This window comes from Acetobacter cerevisiae (genome assembly GCF_001580535.1).
Lineage (GTDB): Bacteria > Pseudomonadota > Alphaproteobacteria > Acetobacterales > Acetobacteraceae > Acetobacter > Acetobacter cerevisiae.
Window position 1 is genome coordinate 137,587 of sequence record NZ_LHZA01000157.1, and the last position, 17,811, is coordinate 155,397.

Consider the following 17,811-nt stretch of genomic DNA (forward strand, 5'->3'; position numbering starts at 1 on the left):
TGAAAATGATCTCATTTTTGTCATGGTGATGCGCCATGACGCAGGCCGTGATCATGAAAAGGCAGGATGCACGAGGCGTGAGGCAAGGGAGTGAGACAGGCTGTGAGAGCAGAGGTGCGTGCAGGTGAGCAGTAAAGGCGTTCTGGATGGCCTCGTGCTGACAGCGAATCGTGTGATGACGGGTGTGACGCTGTGGGGTGCGGCAGCAGGCTGCGCCTGGGCGGCGGACCCGCAGCCTTATGTTACCCAGCTTGCAGGCACCGGGCAGGCCGATCTTGATGCTGCCCTGAAATCCTCCTCCGATCTGCTGAGCCTGCAGGCGACGCATGCCGTCGGGCCGTTTGCGCTGGCCGGGCGGGTGCGGAATGAATATGACCGCATGCGCTCTGCGCTGGAGAGTTACGGCTATTACGAAGGCACGGTGCAGATTTCCCTGCATCGGGCGAAGGAAAAAGATTCCGTCACGGTCGATGGGATGTCTCCGGCTCTGTCCGACTGGCTGTCGGGCGTTCCTGCAGGGGAAAAGGTAACCGCTGAGATCAAGGTGCAGAAGGGGCCGCTTTATCACCTTGGGTCGGTGAGGGTTGTGGACCCGAAAACCAATACTCCCGTTACGCTGACACAGTCTGAGCAGACGGCTTTCGGTCTGAAATCCGGGCAGGATGCTGTAGCGCAGGATGTGCTGGGCAGTGGCGGCAACCTGCTGGATGCCTGGCGGGAAGAAGGCCATGCGCTCGCACAGGTGGACAAGCCGCGCGCCTATCTCCAGCCGCAAACGCATACGCTGGATATTGTCTATCCTGCCTCAGCAGGGCCGGTGCTGAATATTGGCAAGATTGATGTAGACGGGTTGCAGCGTGTGCATGAACCGTTTGTGCGCCGCAGGCTGACTGTGCAGGAAGGGGAGCTGTATCAGCCTTCCAAAATTGAGGCGGCCCGGCAGGATCTGAGCTCGCTGGGTGTGTTTTCCAACGTGGGGGTCAAGGACGGTTCCACCAAGCCGGTCAATGGCACCATGCCGCTGGACTTTACACTCAAGGAAGCCAAACGGCGGTCTGTGGGGGCGGAAGCCGGGTATTCAACAGACCTTGGGGCCCGTGTGGGTGCGACGTGGACGCATTACAACATTCTGGGCAATGCCGAGCGTCTGAAGCTGACGGCTCTGATTACCGGTCTTGGCGGTTCTGCCCAGCAGGGGCTGGGTTATGATGTGTATGCGGATTTCATGAAGCCAGATTTTTACAGCCGCAACCAGAACCTGAGTGTGCGGGTTGAAGCGCTGCGCCAGCTGTTCTGGTCTTATCGCCAGACGGCGTTTCTGGTGAATGCCGGGATTACCCGCAAAATTGATAAAAACTGGAACATTAATTTCGGGCTGGCAGCCGAACAGGAAAATATCGAACAGTTCAATGTGAGCCGGGATTACACCATTGTCTCTGCCCCGCTGGGCGCGACGTTTGACAATACGGGTGTGGGCAACCCCATTGAACCGGCTCTGCGTGGCGTCCGTGCCAGCATTAACGCCACGCCGTCTGTCTCGCTGGGGGATAAGGGGAGCGGGACGTCCTTTTTCGCCATTCTGAATGCGTCGGCCTCGACCTATTTTGACCTCCATCATCTGGGTATCAGCAAACCGGGCCGCAGTATTATTGCGCTGCGCGGGATGATTGGCAGTATTCAGGGCGCATCGACTTACGATATCCCGCCTGACCAGCGCATGTATGCCGGTGGTAGCGCCACGGTGCGAGGCTATCGCTGGCAGGGTGTGGGGCCGCAATATGGGCGCACGCGCTACGCCATTGGTGGGACATCGCTGGATGCCGGGTCTATCGAATATCGCCAGAGGTTGTTCAAAAGCTTCGGCATGGCCGGGTTTGTGGATGCCGGGCAGGTGGGCAGCAGTAGCATGCCCTTTACCGGCACGCTGCGCGTGGGTGCCGGTGGTGGCGTGCGTTATTATACCCCCATCGGGCCGGTACGTGTGGACGTCGCCGTGCCGCTGAATCGCGCCTATCGCGGCGACAAATGGGATTTGTATATCGGTCTTGGAGAAACGTTCTGATGGCTGAGTCTAACGAGGCAAATCCTGCCCCGCGTCGCTCGGTCCTTCGTCGCGCCGGGCGAGTTATTGGTCTGTCCGCCGGTGTTCTGACGGGTGTTGCCGTTCTGGCTGTGGGTGCCATTCTGGTGGGTGCCAATACCGGGCCGGGCCGTGGGTTGCTGATCAAGCAGACAACGGCGCTGACGGGCGGCACCGTGACGCTTGCCGGGATGTCTGGCCGGTTCCCGGATAATTTCCATCTGGATTCCATCGCCTTGCATGACAAGGACGGAGTCTGGCTCTCTCTGCGGAATGTTGACCTGAACTGGTCCCCGCTGAGCATGGTGTGGCGCACGGCCCGCATTTACACCCTGAAGGCGGATGAACTGAACATTCCGCGCCTGCCGGTATCAGACCCCAATGCAGCGCCTGCGGCTCCGGCCTCGACATCAAAGTCTAAACTGGGGCTGAGTGTTGATATCCGCACGCTGGCTGTGCAGCGGATTAACGTAGGTGCGCCGCTGGCGGGTGTGCCTGCCAGTTTCTCTCTGGCTGGGCATGGGAGCCTGTCCTCTATTGACCCGGTGATTGACGGGCTCAGTCTGCCCACACTGCCGAAATCCGACATTGCTCTGCACGTCAAACGGCTGGATGCCAGCGGGCAGATTGATCTGACGACCACCACCGGTGGCGGCAAACTTGGGCTGCATCTGGATGCGCAGGAAGGTCAGGATGGTTTTGCTGCGGCTAAGCTGAAAATGCCGCAGCTCACACCGTTGTCTCTGGCGCTAGACATTAAAGGCCCGACGAACGCAGCTGTGCTGGGTTTTTCTGCCTCTGCCGGGCCGGTGAAGACCAAAGCGGACGGCGAGCTGAATTTGCTGGCCGGAAACATGGCGCGGTTGTCTGCGCAGTTTGATTCGCCGCAACTCGCTCTGACTCCGGATATTGGCTGGGATGCGATTCATCTGGTTGCCCAGCTTAAAGGGAAGATGACTGAGCCAGACGGCACGGCGCAGTTGCAGGTGGACAGACTGGCGGCCGCCGGAGCCGCTGTGGGGACGCTGAAAGCGACGTTCACAGGTCAGACCGGGCAGGCCGGTGTAACGGACCTGCTGCATCTGGTCATGACGGCGGATGGTGTGCGTCTGCCGGGCAAAACGCCCAATCTGCTGGCGTCTGCGCCGGTGCAGCTGGATGCTAAGCTCTCACCGCAACCCGCCGGTAAACCGCTGGAACTGGATATCTCACATCCGTTGCTGCACTTGACGGGCTCTGTCATGACGGCAGCGCCCCAGCGTGGCACCGTGACGCTGAGCCTGCCAGATCTTGCTCCCATCGGGCAGGCGGCAGGGACGCCGCTCAAGGGGAATGCCGGGGTTACAGCGCAGTTTGACCTGCCGGCAAAAGCGGAGGGCGATACGCACCTGAAAGCGGACGGCACGCTGGCTATTACCGGTGGCCAGCCGCAAGCCGCAGGGCTGATTGGCCCGAAAGGCACCTTTGCGCTGGCGGCCACGATGCGTCCGCATCCGGCTCCGGCTCCGGCTCCGGCTCCGGGGGCAACTGTGCCGACATCAACGCACGCGCCTTCTGTCACGCCCAAACAAACGGGTTCTTCGACACCAGATACGTCTGCTCCCACACCTCATCCGGCTGGTTCTGCCGTTGAGGCTGAGCAGAAAACCCAGACTACTCAGCCTGCGGCGCAGTCTGCAGGGCAGCAGATTGATCTGGCATCCCTGACTGTGGACGGGCAGGCACTGCACCTGAAGGCGCAGGGCCGGGTAAATACCGGGCAGGACATGGATGTCACGTCCACGCTGGCGCTGCCTGATCTGGCCAAGGCGCTGCCGTCTTTGCGCGGTGGGGTCACGCTGGCGCTGTCAGCCAAAGGGCTGATGCAGGATTTTGCAGCCAACCTGCAGCTTGAGGGCGACCCGGGCACGGCCACCATGCCGCGTGGTCCGGTGGTGCTGGATGCGGCTCTGCAACATCTGCCGTCCGCCCCTGCGGGCACAGTGGAGGCCCACGGTTCCATCAATAAAGCCCCTTTGCTGCTGAATGCTGTTTTTGCGCAGGATGAGAAGGGCAGCAGGCAGCTGGATCTCAAAAAGCTGTCCTGGAACAGCGTGCAGGGGCAGGGGATGCTCTCTCTTGCATCGGGCGAGGTCGTGCCACTGGGCACACTGGACCTGAAAGTGGGCCGCCTTGCGGACCTGAAAGACGTTATCGGGCAACCCATTTCCGGCGCGCTGGCCGCTTCCGTCAAAACCACGCAGGTTAATGAGAAGCCGCTGGTGGCATTGAAGCTGGATGGTAATGTGGCCATGCCGCAGGCCAAAATTGGGTCACTTGCTCTGGCTGGCACGGTGAAGGACCCGGCTGCGCACCCGGATGCGGATCTGAGCCTGAAACTGGGTGGACTGGCTGCTGCGGGTATGACCGGGCAGGCGCGGGTGACGGCTAAAGGGCCAGAAAATGCCATGGCGCTCACAGCGCAGATTGGTCCGGCAACATGGTCAGGCAGCCCGCTTGCTCTGGATACGGCAGCTTTGCTCAATCTGCCTGCTAAAGAAGTCAAACTGCAAAAGCTAACGGCGACGGCCAAACAGGAAAATCTCCGTCTGCAGGCTCCGGCTTTGATCTCCTTTGGCGAGACAATGGGTGTTGACCGTCTGCGCGCTACATTGGGCACGCAGGGGGCTGAACCGGCAACAGCGGATATCGCTGGCCGCATCAAGCCGACGCTGGCGGCCACGGTGGATGTGCGAAACCTGACACCCGGACTGGCTCGTCCGTTCATGCCGGACCTGCATGCTCAGGGCACGTTGGCTGTGCAGGCCAAAGTCAGCGGCACCATGGAGCGCCCGCAGGGGCAGGTGCATCTGATGGGCAATGGCCTGCGGATGCAGGGTGTTTCGGCTGCGGCGTCTTTGCCGCCGTTGCATCTGGACGCCACGGCCGATTTGGCCGGAACCTCTGCCAAGGTGAAGATGCAGGCGGATGCCGGGTCTAAACTCGCGCTTGGTCTGGCTGGCACCGCACCGCTTACCAGCACCGGGCCGGTCAATCTGCGCACCAACGGGCATCTGGATCTGGCGATTGCCAATGGCTATCTGGGCGCACAGGCGCGGCAGGCTCTGGGGCAGGTTCTGCTGGCCCTGCAGGTGGATGGCACAATGGCCGCTCCGCACATTACGGGCACGGTGGACCTGCAGAATGCTGACATTCAGGACTTTGCGCAGGGTGTGCATCTGTCTGCCATCAATGGGCGCATTGTCGGGCAGGGCAACAGCATTGTCATTCAGAACCTGACCGCAAAAGCAGGCGATGGGACGATGGGCGTGACCGGCTCCGTTGGTGTTCTGGCACCGGGGCTGCCGGTGGATATCCATTTTGTGTCTCGTGATGCCCGCCCCATCTCCAGCGACCTGATTACAGCTGTGATGAATTCAGACATGACCATTAAAGGGCAGGCCGCAGGCCGGCTGGATGTGGCGGGGAATGTTGATCTGCGGAAAGTGGAAATCAATATTCCCAACTCGCTTCCATCCTCTGTGGCCCGGCTGGATGTTGTGCGGCCGGGGGACAAGCCGCAGACCGATACTGCGACGACGAATGCCAGCGCAAGTGTGATCGGTCTTGATCTGAGCCTGACATCACCGGGCAAGTTCTTTGTACGCGGGCACGGTCTGGATGCCGAAATGGCGGGTAAGCTGAAGGTTAAGGGCACAAGCTCTGCGCCGCTGGTCAGCGGTGGGTTTGACCTCAAGCGCGGGAACTTCGATCTGGCGGGGATTTCCCTCAACTTCACCAAAGGCCGTGTCGCCTTTAACGGCAGCAGCGTGGACCACAAGCTGGACCCCACACTGGACTTTGAGGCCGACCGTGCTGTGAACGGGGAAACCGCGATGCTTAAAGTCGGTGGATATGCCAGCGCGCCGAAAATCAGCTTTGAATCCATTCCGTCTTTGCCGCAGGATCAGGTTCTGGCCATGCTGCTGTTCGGCACGGATGCGCATTCCCTGTCGTCTACTCAGATGGTGGAACTCGGCACGGCGCTGGCTACGCTGACGGGTGTCACCTCTTTCGACCCGATGGGTACCATACGCAAAACACTGGGTCTGGACCGTCTGGCCGTTGGCGGTGGTTCAGGCGTCGGCAATGGCGGCACGACGGTGGAAGCCGGGAAGTATGTAATGCGCGGCGTGTATGTGGGGGCCAAACAGGCCACATCCGGTTCAGGCACGCAGGCGCAGGTGCAGGTTGATCTGACCAAGCACCTCAAGCTGAACACCACAGTGGGCACCGGCGGTAACGTGACCGGCTTTACCACGCCGGAAAATGACCCCGGCAGTAGCGTGGGCCTGCTCTGGCAGTATCGTTACTGAGGCACGGGCGCTGGCTGGCTCACAGAGAACTGGTCAGCATTTGCTCGGGTGCCGGGAAAGGAGCAGACGGATCTGCCCCTTTCCCCGACACTCTTAAAACTTGAAATCGACTACAACGGGCACATGGTCCGAGGGGCTGGTCCAGTTACGGGCTTCCCGCACGACGGTCATGCCGGTGAGGCTCGGGACCAAATCCGGCGTTACCCACACATGGTCCAGACGGCGGCCGCGGTTGGATTTCTGCCAGTCCCGGTTGCGGTAGGACCACCATGTATAAAGCTTTTCCTGAGGCGGGATAAAATGCCGCATGGCGTCCACAAAGCCTGTTTCCAGCCAGCGGTTGAGCCGCTCGGTCTCCGGCGGTGTGTGGCTGACGATTTTAAGCAGTTGCTTGTGGCTCCACACATCATGCTCAAGAGGCGCGATGTTGAGGTCTCCCACCAGAATGGCGCGAGCCGGTTTGCGCTCTTCAAACCACTCGGTCACTTCCTCAACAAAGGCCAGTTTGTGCGCAAATTTGGGGTTGGCGTCCGGGTCTGGAATGTCACCGCCCGCAGGCACATAAAAATCATGCAACTCAACGGGGCCGGAAGGTGTGGTGATAACCGCGCCGACATGGCGGCAATCTTCCTTGCCATGCCAGTCCGGCAGATTGTCCAGGGGGGTTATGGGATGGCGGGAGAGGATGGCCACGCCATTATAGCTCTTCATGCCTTTGTAATGCAGATGCTCAAAGCCCAGAGCGCGCACGGCGTCTTCCGGGAAGAGGGGATCTGGCACCTTGGTTTCCTGCAGGCAGATAATGTCGGGGGCCAGTTCGGTGACGAGATCTTCAAGCCGGGGCAGGCGCAGGCGGAGGGAATTGATATTCCAGGTTACAAGTCGCATGGGCTGAGGCATTGCGCATCCGGGTTTGCGGAGCAAGAAAAAACAGTCACATAAGAGAAGGCACAGCAGGGCATGCGCCTTGCAATCTTGACTGACAGGACCATTTTTCTCTCATGACGTCTTCCTCACAGGCTCAGCCGGGCCAGACCGCCGTTCCTTCCGCCGAGGCACAAGCGCTGCATCGCGCTCTGTTCACGCTGGACAGCCATATTGATATCCCCTGGCCGGATCGGGGGGATGCGTTTGAAGACACGGAAACCCGTCGGGTTGATCTGCCCAAGATGCAAAAGGGCGGCATGTCTGCCGGCTGCTTTGTGGCCTATATCGCTCAGGCGATGGTGAATGCAGAAGGGCAGGCGCAGGCGCAGGCTCAGTGTCTGGCCATGCTGGACGTCATCAACGGCATGCAGGCCACGCACAACGGTGTGACGGCGCGCGTCTGTTCTACCGTGGCGGAAATCAGGGCAGCGTATGAAGCCGGGATTCTGGCGGTCATTCCGGCGGTCGAAAACGGCTACGCCATGGGGGATAATCCGGCGGTGCTGGCGCAGTTCCGCGCCAAGGGGGCCCGTTATGTGACGCTGACCCACAATGGCCATAACGCGTTGGCGGATGCGGCCGTGCATCGACCCAGTCTGGGCGATAAGCCGGAAAATCATGGCGGCCTCTCAGCGCTGGGGCGTGAGGCGGTGCGGGAAATGAACCGTCTGGGTCTGCTGATCGACGTTTCTCATGCGTCCAAAAAGACCATGTTGCAGGCTGTTGCGGCCTCTGCCGTGCCGGTTGTGGCCAGCCATTCCTGCGTGCGGACGCTGTGTGACCATCCACGCAATCTGGATGATGAACAGCTGGATGCGCTGAAGGAAAGCGGTGGGGTGATCCAGATTACCGCCATGCCAGCTTTCCTGAAGCCGAAAGACGAGAACGGCGCGCGCTCTGCTGGCGTATCGGATTTTGTTGACCATATTGATTATGTGGTGCGGCGGATTGGCGCAGAGCATGTCGGGATTTCCTCCGACTTTGATGGCGGCGGTGCGCTGGCAGACTGGCAGAACGCCACGCAGGGTGTGAACCTGACAGCGGAACTCCTGCGGCGCGGGTATGACAAAAGTGAGATTGCCGCTTTCTGGGGCGGAAACTTCATGCGTCTGCTGGCCAGAGCCGAAGCGGTGGCGGCGGAACAAACCGGGACTATTGGCTGAAAACTGCAGCCAGATTTTTGTGGCATTTGTCCACTTCCGCTCTTGACAGACTTTATTTTCAATAAAGTCTTCAGGTGTGGTCTGGCTGTTACGTAACGTCATATATAAAATCGTTTCAAATCAATGAGTTGCTCTGTTTGGCTAAAAAATATGCAATGCGTCAGGACCACGGGAAATCTGCGGATTTCGGGGTGTCAAGCCCGGCTCTTCCACAGACTTATCCACAAAATCGGTGGATGAAATTGTTTTCTCGAAAGAGCGCCTGATGACAGCTGAAAATTCTCCAAACAATTCCCAGCCGGATGCAGCAAAAGACGCGCCTTCTGCCCCGCTGAAAGGCGTGGAGGTCATCCGGCACGCGCTTAAAACCATGCCGCTTTCACCAGGCGTGTATCGCATGCTGGGTGAGAAAGGGGATGTGCTGTACGTCGGCAAGGCGCTGGCGCTGAAGAAGCGGGTGACGTCCTACACCCATGTGAATCGCCTGCCGGAACGTCTGCGCCGGATGGTGTCCGAGACAGCATCCATGGAGATTGTCACCACCCATACCGAGGCCGAGGCGCTGCTGCTTGAGGCCAACTACATCAAGCGCATGAAGCCGCGCTTCAACATCCTGCTGCGGGATGACAAGAGCTACCCCTGGCTGATGCTAACGGACGCGCATCCGTTCCCGCAGATTGCCAAACATCGCGGCAAGCCGGTGAAAGGGGCCAGCTTGTGGGGGCCATTTGCTTCCGCATGGGCGGTCAATCAGACTCTCAATCTGCTCCAGCGGGTTTTCCTGCTGCGCTCCTGTGCGGATTCTGTGTTCAACAGCCGCTCTCGCCCATGCCTGCTGTATCAAATCAAACGCTGCTCCGGCCCATGCGTGGACCGGATTGATCAGGACTCCTACGCGAAGCTCGTAGAGCAGGCGCGGGAGTTTCTCTCCGGCAAGGATCACGCCTTGCGGGAGGAGATGAGTGCCGAGATGCACCGGGCGGCCGAAGCGCTGGATTTTGAGCGCGCTGCGACCATGCGGGACCGTATCCGCGCTCTGGCGCAGATGCAGGAGTCCAGTGTGATCAATCCGGCCTCTCTGCAGAACGCCGATGTGTTCGGGATCTGGCAGGAAGCCGGCCAGGCCTGCATTCAGGTGTTTTTCATCCGGGGTGGGCGCAATAACGGCAATAGATCGTTCTTCCCGGCCCATACGCAGGATCAGGAAGCCGGTGAGATTCTGGCGTCCTTCATCGCCCAGTTTTATGACGACAAGCCCTGTCCCGCACAGGTGCTGGTGAACCATGAACTCCCGGAAGAAGCCTTGCTGGCGGAAGCGCTGACGTTACGGCGCGAGCGCAAAGTGGAAATTCTTCACCCGCTACGGGGTGAGAAAAAGCAGGTGCTGGACCATGCCGTGGCGAATGCGCGGGATGCCCTGCATCGCAAACTGGCCGAGAGTGCCGGGCAGGCCAAACTGCTGGAGGGCGTGGCCCGTGTTCTGGGGCTGGATGCACCGCCGGAGCGGATTGAGGTTTATGATAACAGTCACATCATGGGTTCCCATGCCTATGGCGTGATGATTGTGGGCGGCCCGGAAGGGTTTGACCGCCGCGCGTATCGCAAGTTCCTGATCAAAGGCCCCGTCACGCCGGGGGATGACTTTGGTATGATGCGGGAAGTGCTGGAGCGGCGCTTTGGTCGTGCTTTGAAGGAGGCTGCCGAGGGCGATATGTCCAACTGGCCGGATGTCCTGCTGATTGACGGCGGGGCAGGGCAGTATTCCGCCGTGCGCAGTGTGCTGGATGACCTCGGCGTGACGGGTGTCAAACTGGTGGGGATTGCCAAGGGACCGGACCGTGATGCCGGTCGGGAATGGTTCCATACGGGGGATGCCCCACCATTCCAGCTCGAACCAAGGGACCCGGTTCTCTATTACCTGCAACGGCTGCGTGATGAGGCGCATCGCTTTGCCATTACCACCCATCGGGCCGGGCGCTCCAAGACGCTGGTGACATCCGAACTGGATGAAATTCCGGGGGTTGGTCCTGCGCGGAAAAAGATGCTGCTCAATACGTTCGGGTCAGCCCGGGCGGTCAAGCAGGCGGGGCTCTCGGAGCTCGAATCGGCGCCGGGGATTAACCGTGAGACAGCGCGGGCCGTGTATGGTCACTTTCATCCGGACTGGACTCCGGCATAGTCCCGGTTTTCAGCCCTGCACTGAACTTCTGGGTGAGTGGTGAAAAGTGGCAGTCAGAAACCATTTCAGCTCTGCCGGAAATAGGCTAGCATTCCGCCAATGCTGACAGACCTGCCGAATGTTCTGACTATCTCGCGTATCGTGGCGATCCCGATCGTGGTGCTTTTTGCCGCATGGGGTTCTCCGCAAACGGATGCGCTGGCCTGTCTTCTGTTCATCCTTGCCGGGGTGACGGACTATTTTGATGGTAAGCTGGCCCGCTCCCGCCACCAGATGTCTGACTTTGGCCGGATGTTTGACTCCATTGCGGATAAGCTGCTGGTCGGTGCGTGCCTGATGGTGCTGGCCGGGCTGGGGCGCATGGCCTATTTCAGCCTATGGCCCGCCATTATCATCCTCTGCCGGGAAATTCTGGTGTCCGGCATGCGGGAATATCTGGCTGAGCGTCGCGCCAGTCTGCCGGTTACACGGCTGGCTAAGTGGAAAACCGGCTTCCAGATGACTGCCATCGGGTTTCTGCTGGCAGGGGATGGTACGGGGATGCTGCTGGGTATGCCCTGGCTGCATGTCGCGCTGATCGGCGCTATCCTTCTCTGGATTGCTGCCGTTCTTACGCTGATCACCGGCTGGGATTACCTTACAACCGGCTTGCGGCATGTTAATCTCTCGTGAACGATCGTTTTAAACGCACATAAGGTGTGTCTCATTAGCCTCAAATAGCTTTCATCGGCTTGTATCCCCTCCGCAAACCGTTATTTAAGCTTTGGACGGCATGTTCTTGCCGGTAGCAGGTCTCTCTGATTTGCCTGCATGGTGTCATGGTTAGCGGAGTCAGGTGATGCGGAAAGCCGCTCTTGTAGGGTTGTGTCTGGTTTTGAGCGGATGTTCCGGCTTCGGGAAATTTGTGTCCGATACCGCGACCCTGCCGGGAGAAAACCCGAATGCGCCCTCCGGGGACAATCTCAATATGCGGCGTGTGCATGGATATTCCACGGCAGAAACGCCGCTGTTGCCTGCTGGCGGGGATATCTGGCCGGGGCCGCCTGCGCCGTTGCCCACGCTTGAAGACGTTGAGAAAGATCGCGCTGGCACCATTCTTGGTGGCGTGCCCAATTCCGGTGGCAAGCAGTTGCAGGACGGCGGGGAAATGAGTGTTGGGGAGCCGGACGGCATGCCCGATACATCTCAGTCCATCACAGGTAAACTGCCGGATGCGGAGCCTGATGCCGCAGCCAAATACGGCGCGCAGCGTGGCTCTGCCTCGACGATTGAAATCCCCAATGGCGACGGCACAGTCACACTGATCCATCCGGATGGGTCGGTAAGCACAACGCAGGCTAAAAAGAGCGAAGCCCCCGCGACACCCCGGCACTAACGGGAGAAGGGGGCGGCCCCGCGCAGGCCGCTGTCGCGTGAATAAATCAAGTAAGGAATCAGGTATGGCGCAGGACGTCACAATTTTCTATTTCGCCGCATTGCGTGAGCAGATGGGGCGGGAAAAGGAGACTGTCTCCCTGCCTGCGCAGTCCGTAACAGTGGAAGCGCTGGTGATGGAGCTGCGCCAGAAGGATGTGGGCATGGATGAGGTCTTTGCGGCCTCGCCCCGTATCCGGGTTGCCATCAACCAGACCCTTGCGACGTTTCAGGATACCGTCAAACCCGGTGATGAACTGGCCTTTTTCCCGCCAATGACGGGGGGATAAGCCCGTGCTGCGCGTTCTTGTCCAAAACGAGTTGTTTGATATGGGGGCGGAGATGGATCGCCTCTCTGCGGACTCATGGGGGATTGGCGGCATCAGCGTTTTTATGGGGCAGGTGCGGGATGGACCGGATGGGCTGGAAAGCCTCACTCTGGAACATTATCCCGGCATGACCGAAAAAGTGCTGACGGAACTGGCCGCTGAGGCTGTCAAACGGTTCAGGCTTATTGGCTGCACGCTCATTCATCGTGTGGGCACTCTTGTGGTGGGCGCACCGATTGTCTTTGTCGGCACGTCGTCCGCGCATCGGGCGGAAGCTCTGGCGGGCACGAATTTCCTGATTGATCGGCTCAAGACCGGCGCGCCTTTCTGGAAGTGCGAACGCTATCAGGATGGACGTCAGGTATGGGTGGATGCGCGGGAAGCAGACGATAAGGCTGCTGCGTCCTGGGATTAAGAATATCCCTTAGTGGTCTGATTTTAAAATTCTTTGAAGTTGCTTTTTAGGCGCACGCATGGGTTTTTCTTCACGAAAAACCGTGCCTGCAAAGCCGGATGGCACAACAGGCTTTTCCCTGCTGTGCCAGTGGGGCGTTCAGTTGTCCGTCGATAAGACGCGATAGATTGCGTCCGTCAGGGCAGTCAGGTCTTCCGGCGGAATGGTGAAGGCCGGGGTCAGATAGACAATCGAGCGGAACGGACGGATCCACACATTTTCCGCAATAAAGCGCTGCCTCAAAGCGTCCGGGTTGGCGATTTTCTCCAGTTCCACCACACCAATCGCGCCCAGAACACGGACATCCTTCACGCCCGGCAGGGTGCGGCAGCGTTCCAGTTCTCTGGTCAGGTGCGCGTTGATGGCGGCAACCTGTTCAAGCCGGGGTTCAGTTTCAAACAGATCCAGCGAGGCATTGGCGCAGGCGCAGGCCAGAGCGTTGGCCATAAAAGTCGGCCCGTGCATCAGGGCGTGTTCCGGGTTGTCGGACAGGAACGCTTCAAACACATGCGGGCGTGCAATGGTGGCCGCAAGCGCCATGGTGCCGCCTGTCAGGGCTTTGGAGAGCGTTACGATATCCGGTACAATTCCTGCCTGTTCGCACGCAAACATCGTGCCGGTGCGGCCAAACCCGGTAAAAATTTCATCCAGAATGAGTAGCAGGCCATAGCGATCCGCCGCAGCGCGCAACGTGCGCAGCACATCGGGGGAATGGAAGAGCATGCCGCCCGCACCCTGCACCAGAGGCTCGGTGATGATGGCGGTCAGTTCATGCGCGTGGGTCTCCAGCAGCGTGAAAAATTCGGCCTCGCTGGCGTCGTCCTGCGGGAGAGGGGCGATGATGTGATTGGCCAGCACGTCTCCATAGAGATGGTGCATGCCTTCTTCCGGGTCGCAGACCGACATGGTGGCGAGGGTGTCTCCATGATACCCGCCCTTGAAGGCCAGCATCTTGGTGCGTTTCGGCTCACCTTTATTCAGACGATACTGAATGGCCATTTTCATGGCGACTTCCACCGCAACAGAGCCGGAATCTGTAAAGAAAACCCGGTCCAGATCCCCCGGCAGCAGGGCGCACAGGCGGCTGGCCAGCTTTAGCGCGGGCTCATGCACCATCCCACCAAACATGACGTGCGGCATGGTGGCCAGTTGCGCCTCAATGGCTGCGCGGATATGGGGGTGGTTGTAGCCGTGGCAGGCTGTCCACCATGCGGCCACGCCATCCACCAGTTCCCGGCCGTCCGTCAGCTGAATGCGCGCATTATGCGTGCTGCGGGCCGCCAGAGGGGCAGGGGCGGTTTTCATCTGGCTGTAGGGCAGCCAGATATGCGGCAGGCCTTGTGTGTACCACTCCGGTGTGGCGGCTGTAGCGGCCTGCTCTGAGTGGTGAGAAGAGGCTATGCGGGAGGCCGCAAGGGGATTCTGGGGGGCGGACATTGCGCGAGAACTCCTGCTTAGGTGATTGACCGGCGGTCCCGGCTCCGGCACCACTCGCTTCATGACGCGGTTTGATTATCTTTTCCAGCATGGGCTGGAGGAACTGGCCGAACAGGGGCGTCTTCGCACGCCGCGCAGTCTTCAACCCAGAGCCGATGGGCTGCTGGAGAGAGAAGACGGCACCGTTCTGGTTGATTTTTCCTCCAATGACTATCTCGGCCTGCGGGCGCACCCGCTTTTACGTGAGCGCGCGCTTGCCTGGGCGGAGCGCTATGGGGCAGGCTCCGGGGCCTCACGACTGGTGACAGGCACAGCCCCTGGTATGGTCGCGCTGGAAGCTAGGCTGGCGGCCCTGAAGGGGATGGAGGCAGCCTGCATTTTCTCCTCCGGCTGGCAGGCGAATGCGACTCTGGTGCCCGCTCTCGCTCAGCTCTCGCTGGCGGCGACGGGTGCGGCCCCTACACTGATTGTCGATAAATTCATTCATGCCAGCCTGTATCATGGCTGTGCTGCGGCTGGCGTGCGGCCTGTGCGGTTCCGGCATAATGACAGGGAGTATCTTGAAAGCCTCCTGCAGAAAGCCGATGGCCCCGGCCTGAAAATCATTCTGACAGAAAGCGTCTTCAGTATGGATGGAGACCGGGCCGATATGGCGGCGCTTGGTGCATTGGCTCGCCAGTATGGCGCGTTTTTGTGCGTGGATGAGGCACATGCCACCGGCATTCTGGGGCCGGACGGAAAAGGTCTGGCTGACGGGCAGGCGGACCTGATTATCGGCACGTTCAGTAAGGCTCTGGGCGGGATGGGCGCATTTATCGCTTCCTCATCCGCCGTATGCCGCTGGCTGGTGAATAAAGGCTCCGGCTATATCTACTCCACAGCGCCATCTCCTCTGGTGTTGGGTGCGGTGGACGCAGCACTGGATCTGCTGCCAGATTTGGACGCAACGCGAGACCGTGTTGCGGGACTGGCGGAGCGGTTCCGGCAGCATATGTGGCGGGCCGGGTTGGAAACGGGGCCGTCTTCTACTCAGATTGTGCCGGTTGTTGTGGGGGGCGAACGCACGGCTCTCACCCTTTCTCGCATGGTGGAAGACGCTGGTTTTCTGGCGATTGCTATTCGTCCGCCTACGGTGCCACCGGGTGGCTGCCGCCTGCGGGTGGTGCTGCACGGAAACCATACAGAGGCGCAGGTGGACCAGCTGGCGCAGGTGCTCAAGGATGCTGTGTCGCAGTGCGCAGCAATGGGATTTGCATGATCGGGCCGCGGCTTGTTTTTGTGCATGGCTGGGGTTGCGGGCCGGATATCTGGGAGCCGGTGCTGGAGGCACTGGATCAGCGTTCAGCCTGTGTGCTGGATCTGGGCTATTTCGGAGCCTCGCAGAGCGACACACAGCAGCGGCTGGACGCTGTGCTGCGTGGGTCCCAGCCCGTGCTCGCCGTTGGTCATTCTCTGGGCTTTCTCTGGCTTCTCTCTCGTGGAGGCTGGCCAAAAAGGACACGCTTTCTGGGCATCAACGCGTTCGGGCGCTTTGCTGCCGAAGACGGTTTTTCGCAGGGCGTGCCTCAGCGTATGCTGACTCGCATGCAGACAGGCCTGCAGCGCGATGCAGTTCAGGTGGTCAATAATTTTCGCGCCCGCTGTGGCGTGGGGCCGGTTAGGCCGGATGCTGTTTGTGTGCCAGCGCTGCAAGAGGGGCTGACAGAGTTGATGACGCTGGACGCACGGCCTGCGCTGGCCCGTCTCGCTGAGGTGCCCGGGACCGTAAAGGTTCTGGCCGGGGAGCACGATCCGATTGTCAGCCCGGAGATGACGCAGGCCTCTTTCCCGCGGGGTGTGCCGGTTGAATGGGAATCTGAGGGCGGGCACATGCTCCCGCTGACACATCCACATGTCTGTGCCGAGGCTGTTCGGTGCATGATGTCACAAAATCTGGAAAACTCATGACCGACCGTTCTGCCCAGGCCCGACAGGCTCGCATTCAGCAAAGTTTTGATGCTGCGGAGGGGTATGATGCCGCCGCTGTGCTGCAACGTGTGGCGGCGCGGCGTCTGTTTGATGGTCTCCGGGCTCGGCTGGCTGGCCGAACGCCCCGGCGTATTCTGGAAGTTGGGTGCGGTACGGGCTTTCTCACGCACATGCTGCATGAGGCCTGGCCTGAGGCGGAACTGGTCGCAACAGATGTTGCCCCCCGTATGCTGGAACGCGCCCGCAAGCGAGTCGGGGAAGGCGTGCAGTTTTGTGTGATGGATGCGGCCCGACCCGATGTGGCGGGGGCGTTTGACCTGATTTGCGGCAATCTGGTTTTCCAGTGGCTGGCCGAGCCCGCAGTAGCCTTGCAAACGCTGGCGGACCAGCTGGCCCCCGGTGGTGTGATTGCGGTCTCCACCTTGCTGGATGGCACCTTTGAAGAATGGCGACAGGCCTGCAGCGCAGAAGGGCTTGTGGCCGCAACGCCGGATTATCCGGCCGCCCGGACTGTGCAGGGCTGGCTGCCCGGCCTGTGCGCCGGGAAATGGACAACAGAACGGTGCGTTCAGCCGTTTGGGAATGGACTGGCCTTTGTAAAGCATCTGAAGGACACGGGGGCTGCCGTGCCGCGTGAAGACGGGAAGGCTTTCTCTCCCGCCGAACTGCGTCGTACTCTGGCGCGTTTTGATCAGGCCGGAGCTATGGTGACATGGCATCTGGCTTATGGCTGTTTTCAAAAGCCTCAACGCGCCGGAGTGTTTATCACCGGAACAGATACCGGCGTGGGCAAGACGCTGACATCTGCCTGCCTCGTCCATGCGTGGAAAGCAGCCTACTGGAAGCCGTTGCAAAGTGGGCTTGCGGATGAAGAAGGCGATACCAGCACGGTTATAAAGCTGAGCGGTTGCCTGCCGGAGGACTGCTTTCCGTCAGCCGGGGCGTATCAGGCCTCTCTGTCTCCTCTGGCGGCTGCCAGGGCCGAAGGTGCGGAGATTGACCCCGCACGTCTGGTTCTGCCTTTGGAGGATCCGCAGCGCCCGCTCGTGGTGGAAGGGGCAGGAGGCCTGATGGTGCCTGCGACCGATACGCTGATGATGGTTGATCTGGCTGAACGCTGGGGTTTGCCGGTGGTGCTTGTCGCCCGAAGCGGACTGGGGACGCTGAACCATACGCTGCTTAGTCTGGAAGCGTTGCGTGCCCGTGGTCTGGCTATTGCCGGGGTGGTGCTGAGCGGCCCGCTCAACCCGGAGAACAGCAAGACCATTCAGGAAAAAGGGCAGGTGCGCATTCTGGCAGAACTGCCACAGCAGAAGACCGTGACTGCGGAGATCGTTACAGCATTGAGCTGCCTGATCCCCTCATGGGACGATGTGTCTGAAGCAATGCAAGGAGTGCAGGCAGGCGTCTCAGAAAAGGTCTGACGTTTCACCCGGCCTGAGGGATGGAGCTTCTGCGCCTGAATGGAGAAGCCTCAACCGGGCGGACGCGTGACCTTTCAAAATC

The 17,811-nt window shown here is 60.1% G+C and carries 13 protein-coding genes; 11 read left to right on the plus strand and 2 right to left on the minus strand.

What is annotated here, in order from left to right; all coding sequences use genetic code 11:
* Nucleotides 1-175 precede the first annotated feature (175 nt).
* Together AD928_RS13475 and AD928_RS13480 are read left to right on the plus strand one after the other, a co-directional pair.
* Complete coding sequence (locus tag AD928_RS13475; protein WP_062251160.1) at nt 176-2,062, plus strand: autotransporter assembly complex protein TamA; 1,887 nt, start codon at nt 176-178, stop codon at nt 2,060-2,062.
* A complete protein-coding gene (locus AD928_RS13480; RefSeq protein ID WP_062251059.1) occupies nt 2,062-6,435 on the plus strand; it encodes a translocation/assembly module TamB domain-containing protein in 4,374 nt (1,457 codons plus the stop codon). The genes AD928_RS13475 and AD928_RS13480 overlap by 1 nt, the downstream gene beginning before the upstream one ends.
* Nucleotides 6,436-6,528: 93 nt before the next feature.
* On the opposite strand, the gene AD928_RS13485 is transcribed toward AD928_RS13480, so the two are convergent.
* Nucleotides 6,529-7,335, minus strand: a complete 807-nt coding sequence (locus AD928_RS13485) for an exodeoxyribonuclease III (protein WP_062251060.1) — start codon at nt 7,333-7,335, stop codon at nt 6,529-6,531.
* Nucleotides 7,336-7,436: 101 nt separating this feature from the next.
* Between AD928_RS13485 and AD928_RS13490 the strand changes: the two genes are divergently transcribed.
* From AD928_RS13490 to AD928_RS13515, 6 genes are all read left to right on the plus strand, one after another.
* A complete protein-coding gene (locus AD928_RS13490) occupies nt 7,437-8,525 on the plus strand; it encodes a dipeptidase (RefSeq protein WP_062251061.1) in 1,089 nt (362 codons plus the stop codon).
* Between the two features lie 262 nt (nt 8,526-8,787).
* Nucleotides 8,788-10,704, plus strand: coding sequence for an excinuclease ABC subunit UvrC (uvrC, locus tag AD928_RS13495; RefSeq protein ID WP_082779484.1), 1,917 nt, complete (start codon nt 8,788-8,790; stop codon nt 10,702-10,704).
* Nucleotides 10,705-10,803: 99 nt separating this feature from the next.
* On the plus strand, nt 10,804-11,376 hold the full coding sequence (gene pgsA, locus AD928_RS13500) for a CDP-diacylglycerol--glycerol-3-phosphate 3-phosphatidyltransferase (RefSeq protein WP_062140071.1): 573 nt from the start codon (nt 10,804-10,806) through the stop codon (nt 11,374-11,376).
* Between the two features lie 166 nt (nt 11,377-11,542).
* On the plus strand, nt 11,543-12,079 hold the full coding sequence (locus tag AD928_RS13505; protein WP_062140073.1) for a hypothetical protein: 537 nt from the start codon (nt 11,543-11,545) through the stop codon (nt 12,077-12,079).
* A 64-nt stretch (nt 12,080-12,143) separates the two neighbouring features.
* Entirely contained in the window at nt 12,144-12,407 is a 264-nt protein-coding gene (gene moaD / locus AD928_RS13510; RefSeq protein ID WP_062251062.1) for a molybdopterin converting factor subunit 1, read from the plus strand.
* A 4-nt stretch (nt 12,408-12,411) separates the two neighbouring features.
* A complete protein-coding gene (locus AD928_RS13515) occupies nt 12,412-12,861 on the plus strand; it encodes a molybdenum cofactor biosynthesis protein MoaE (RefSeq protein WP_324609194.1) in 450 nt (149 codons plus the stop codon).
* Nucleotides 12,862-12,999: 138 nt separating this feature from the next.
* On the opposite strand, the gene AD928_RS13520 is transcribed toward AD928_RS13515, so the two are convergent.
* A complete protein-coding gene (locus tag AD928_RS13520; protein ID WP_062251162.1) occupies nt 13,000-14,205 on the minus strand; it encodes an adenosylmethionine--8-amino-7-oxononanoate transaminase in 1,206 nt (401 codons plus the stop codon).
* 193 nt (nt 14,206-14,398) lie between these two features.
* Between AD928_RS13520 and AD928_RS13525 the strand changes: the two genes are divergently transcribed.
* Genes AD928_RS13525 through bioD form a run of 3 tightly spaced genes read left to right on the plus strand, consistent with a single transcriptional unit; the run spans nt 14,399 to nt 17,729 of the window.
* Nucleotides 14,399-15,595, plus strand: a complete 1,197-nt coding sequence (locus AD928_RS13525) for an aminotransferase class I/II-fold pyridoxal phosphate-dependent enzyme (protein WP_062251063.1) — start codon at nt 14,399-14,401, stop codon at nt 15,593-15,595.
* Nucleotides 15,592-16,284, plus strand: coding sequence for an alpha/beta fold hydrolase (locus AD928_RS13530; RefSeq protein WP_062251064.1), 693 nt, complete (start codon nt 15,592-15,594; stop codon nt 16,282-16,284). The genes AD928_RS13525 and AD928_RS13530 overlap by 4 nt, the downstream gene beginning before the upstream one ends.
* A complete protein-coding gene (gene bioD / locus AD928_RS13535) occupies nt 16,281-17,729 on the plus strand; it encodes a dethiobiotin synthase (RefSeq protein WP_062251065.1) in 1,449 nt (482 codons plus the stop codon). The genes AD928_RS13530 and bioD overlap by 4 nt, the downstream gene beginning before the upstream one ends.
* The last annotated feature ends 82 nt before the right edge of the window (nt 17,730-17,811 follow it).

Excerpts from the sequence above, each read along its gene's own strand:
- AD928_RS13475 (WP_062251160.1), top strand. The coding sequence starts at position 176 with ATGACGGGTGTGACGCTGTGGGGTGCGGCAGCAGGCTGCGCCTGGGCG.
- AD928_RS13520 (WP_062251162.1), bottom strand. The coding sequence starts at position 14,205 with ATGAAAACCGCCCCTGCCCCTCTGGCGGCCCGCAGCACGCATAATGCG.
- AD928_RS13480 (WP_062251059.1), top strand. The coding sequence starts at position 2,062 with ATGGCTGAGTCTAACGAGGCAAATCCTGCCCCGCGTCGCTCGGTCCTT.
- AD928_RS13505 (WP_062140073.1), top strand. The coding sequence starts at position 11,543 with ATGCGGAAAGCCGCTCTTGTAGGGTTGTGTCTGGTTTTGAGCGGATGT.
- AD928_RS13490 (WP_062251061.1), top strand. The coding sequence starts at position 7,437 with ATGACGTCTTCCTCACAGGCTCAGCCGGGCCAGACCGCCGTTCCTTCC.
- moaD (WP_062251062.1), top strand. The coding sequence starts at position 12,144 with ATGGCGCAGGACGTCACAATTTTCTATTTCGCCGCATTGCGTGAGCAG.
- AD928_RS13530 (WP_062251064.1), top strand. The coding sequence starts at position 15,592 with ATGATCGGGCCGCGGCTTGTTTTTGTGCATGGCTGGGGTTGCGGGCCG.
- AD928_RS13525 (WP_062251063.1), top strand. The coding sequence starts at position 14,399 with ATGACGCGGTTTGATTATCTTTTCCAGCATGGGCTGGAGGAACTGGCC.
- bioD (WP_062251065.1), top strand. The coding sequence starts at position 16,281 with ATGACCGACCGTTCTGCCCAGGCCCGACAGGCTCGCATTCAGCAAAGT.
- AD928_RS13485 (WP_062251060.1), bottom strand. The coding sequence starts at position 7,335 with ATGCCTCAGCCCATGCGACTTGTAACCTGGAATATCAATTCCCTCCGC.
- pgsA (WP_062140071.1), top strand. The coding sequence starts at position 10,804 with ATGCTGACAGACCTGCCGAATGTTCTGACTATCTCGCGTATCGTGGCG.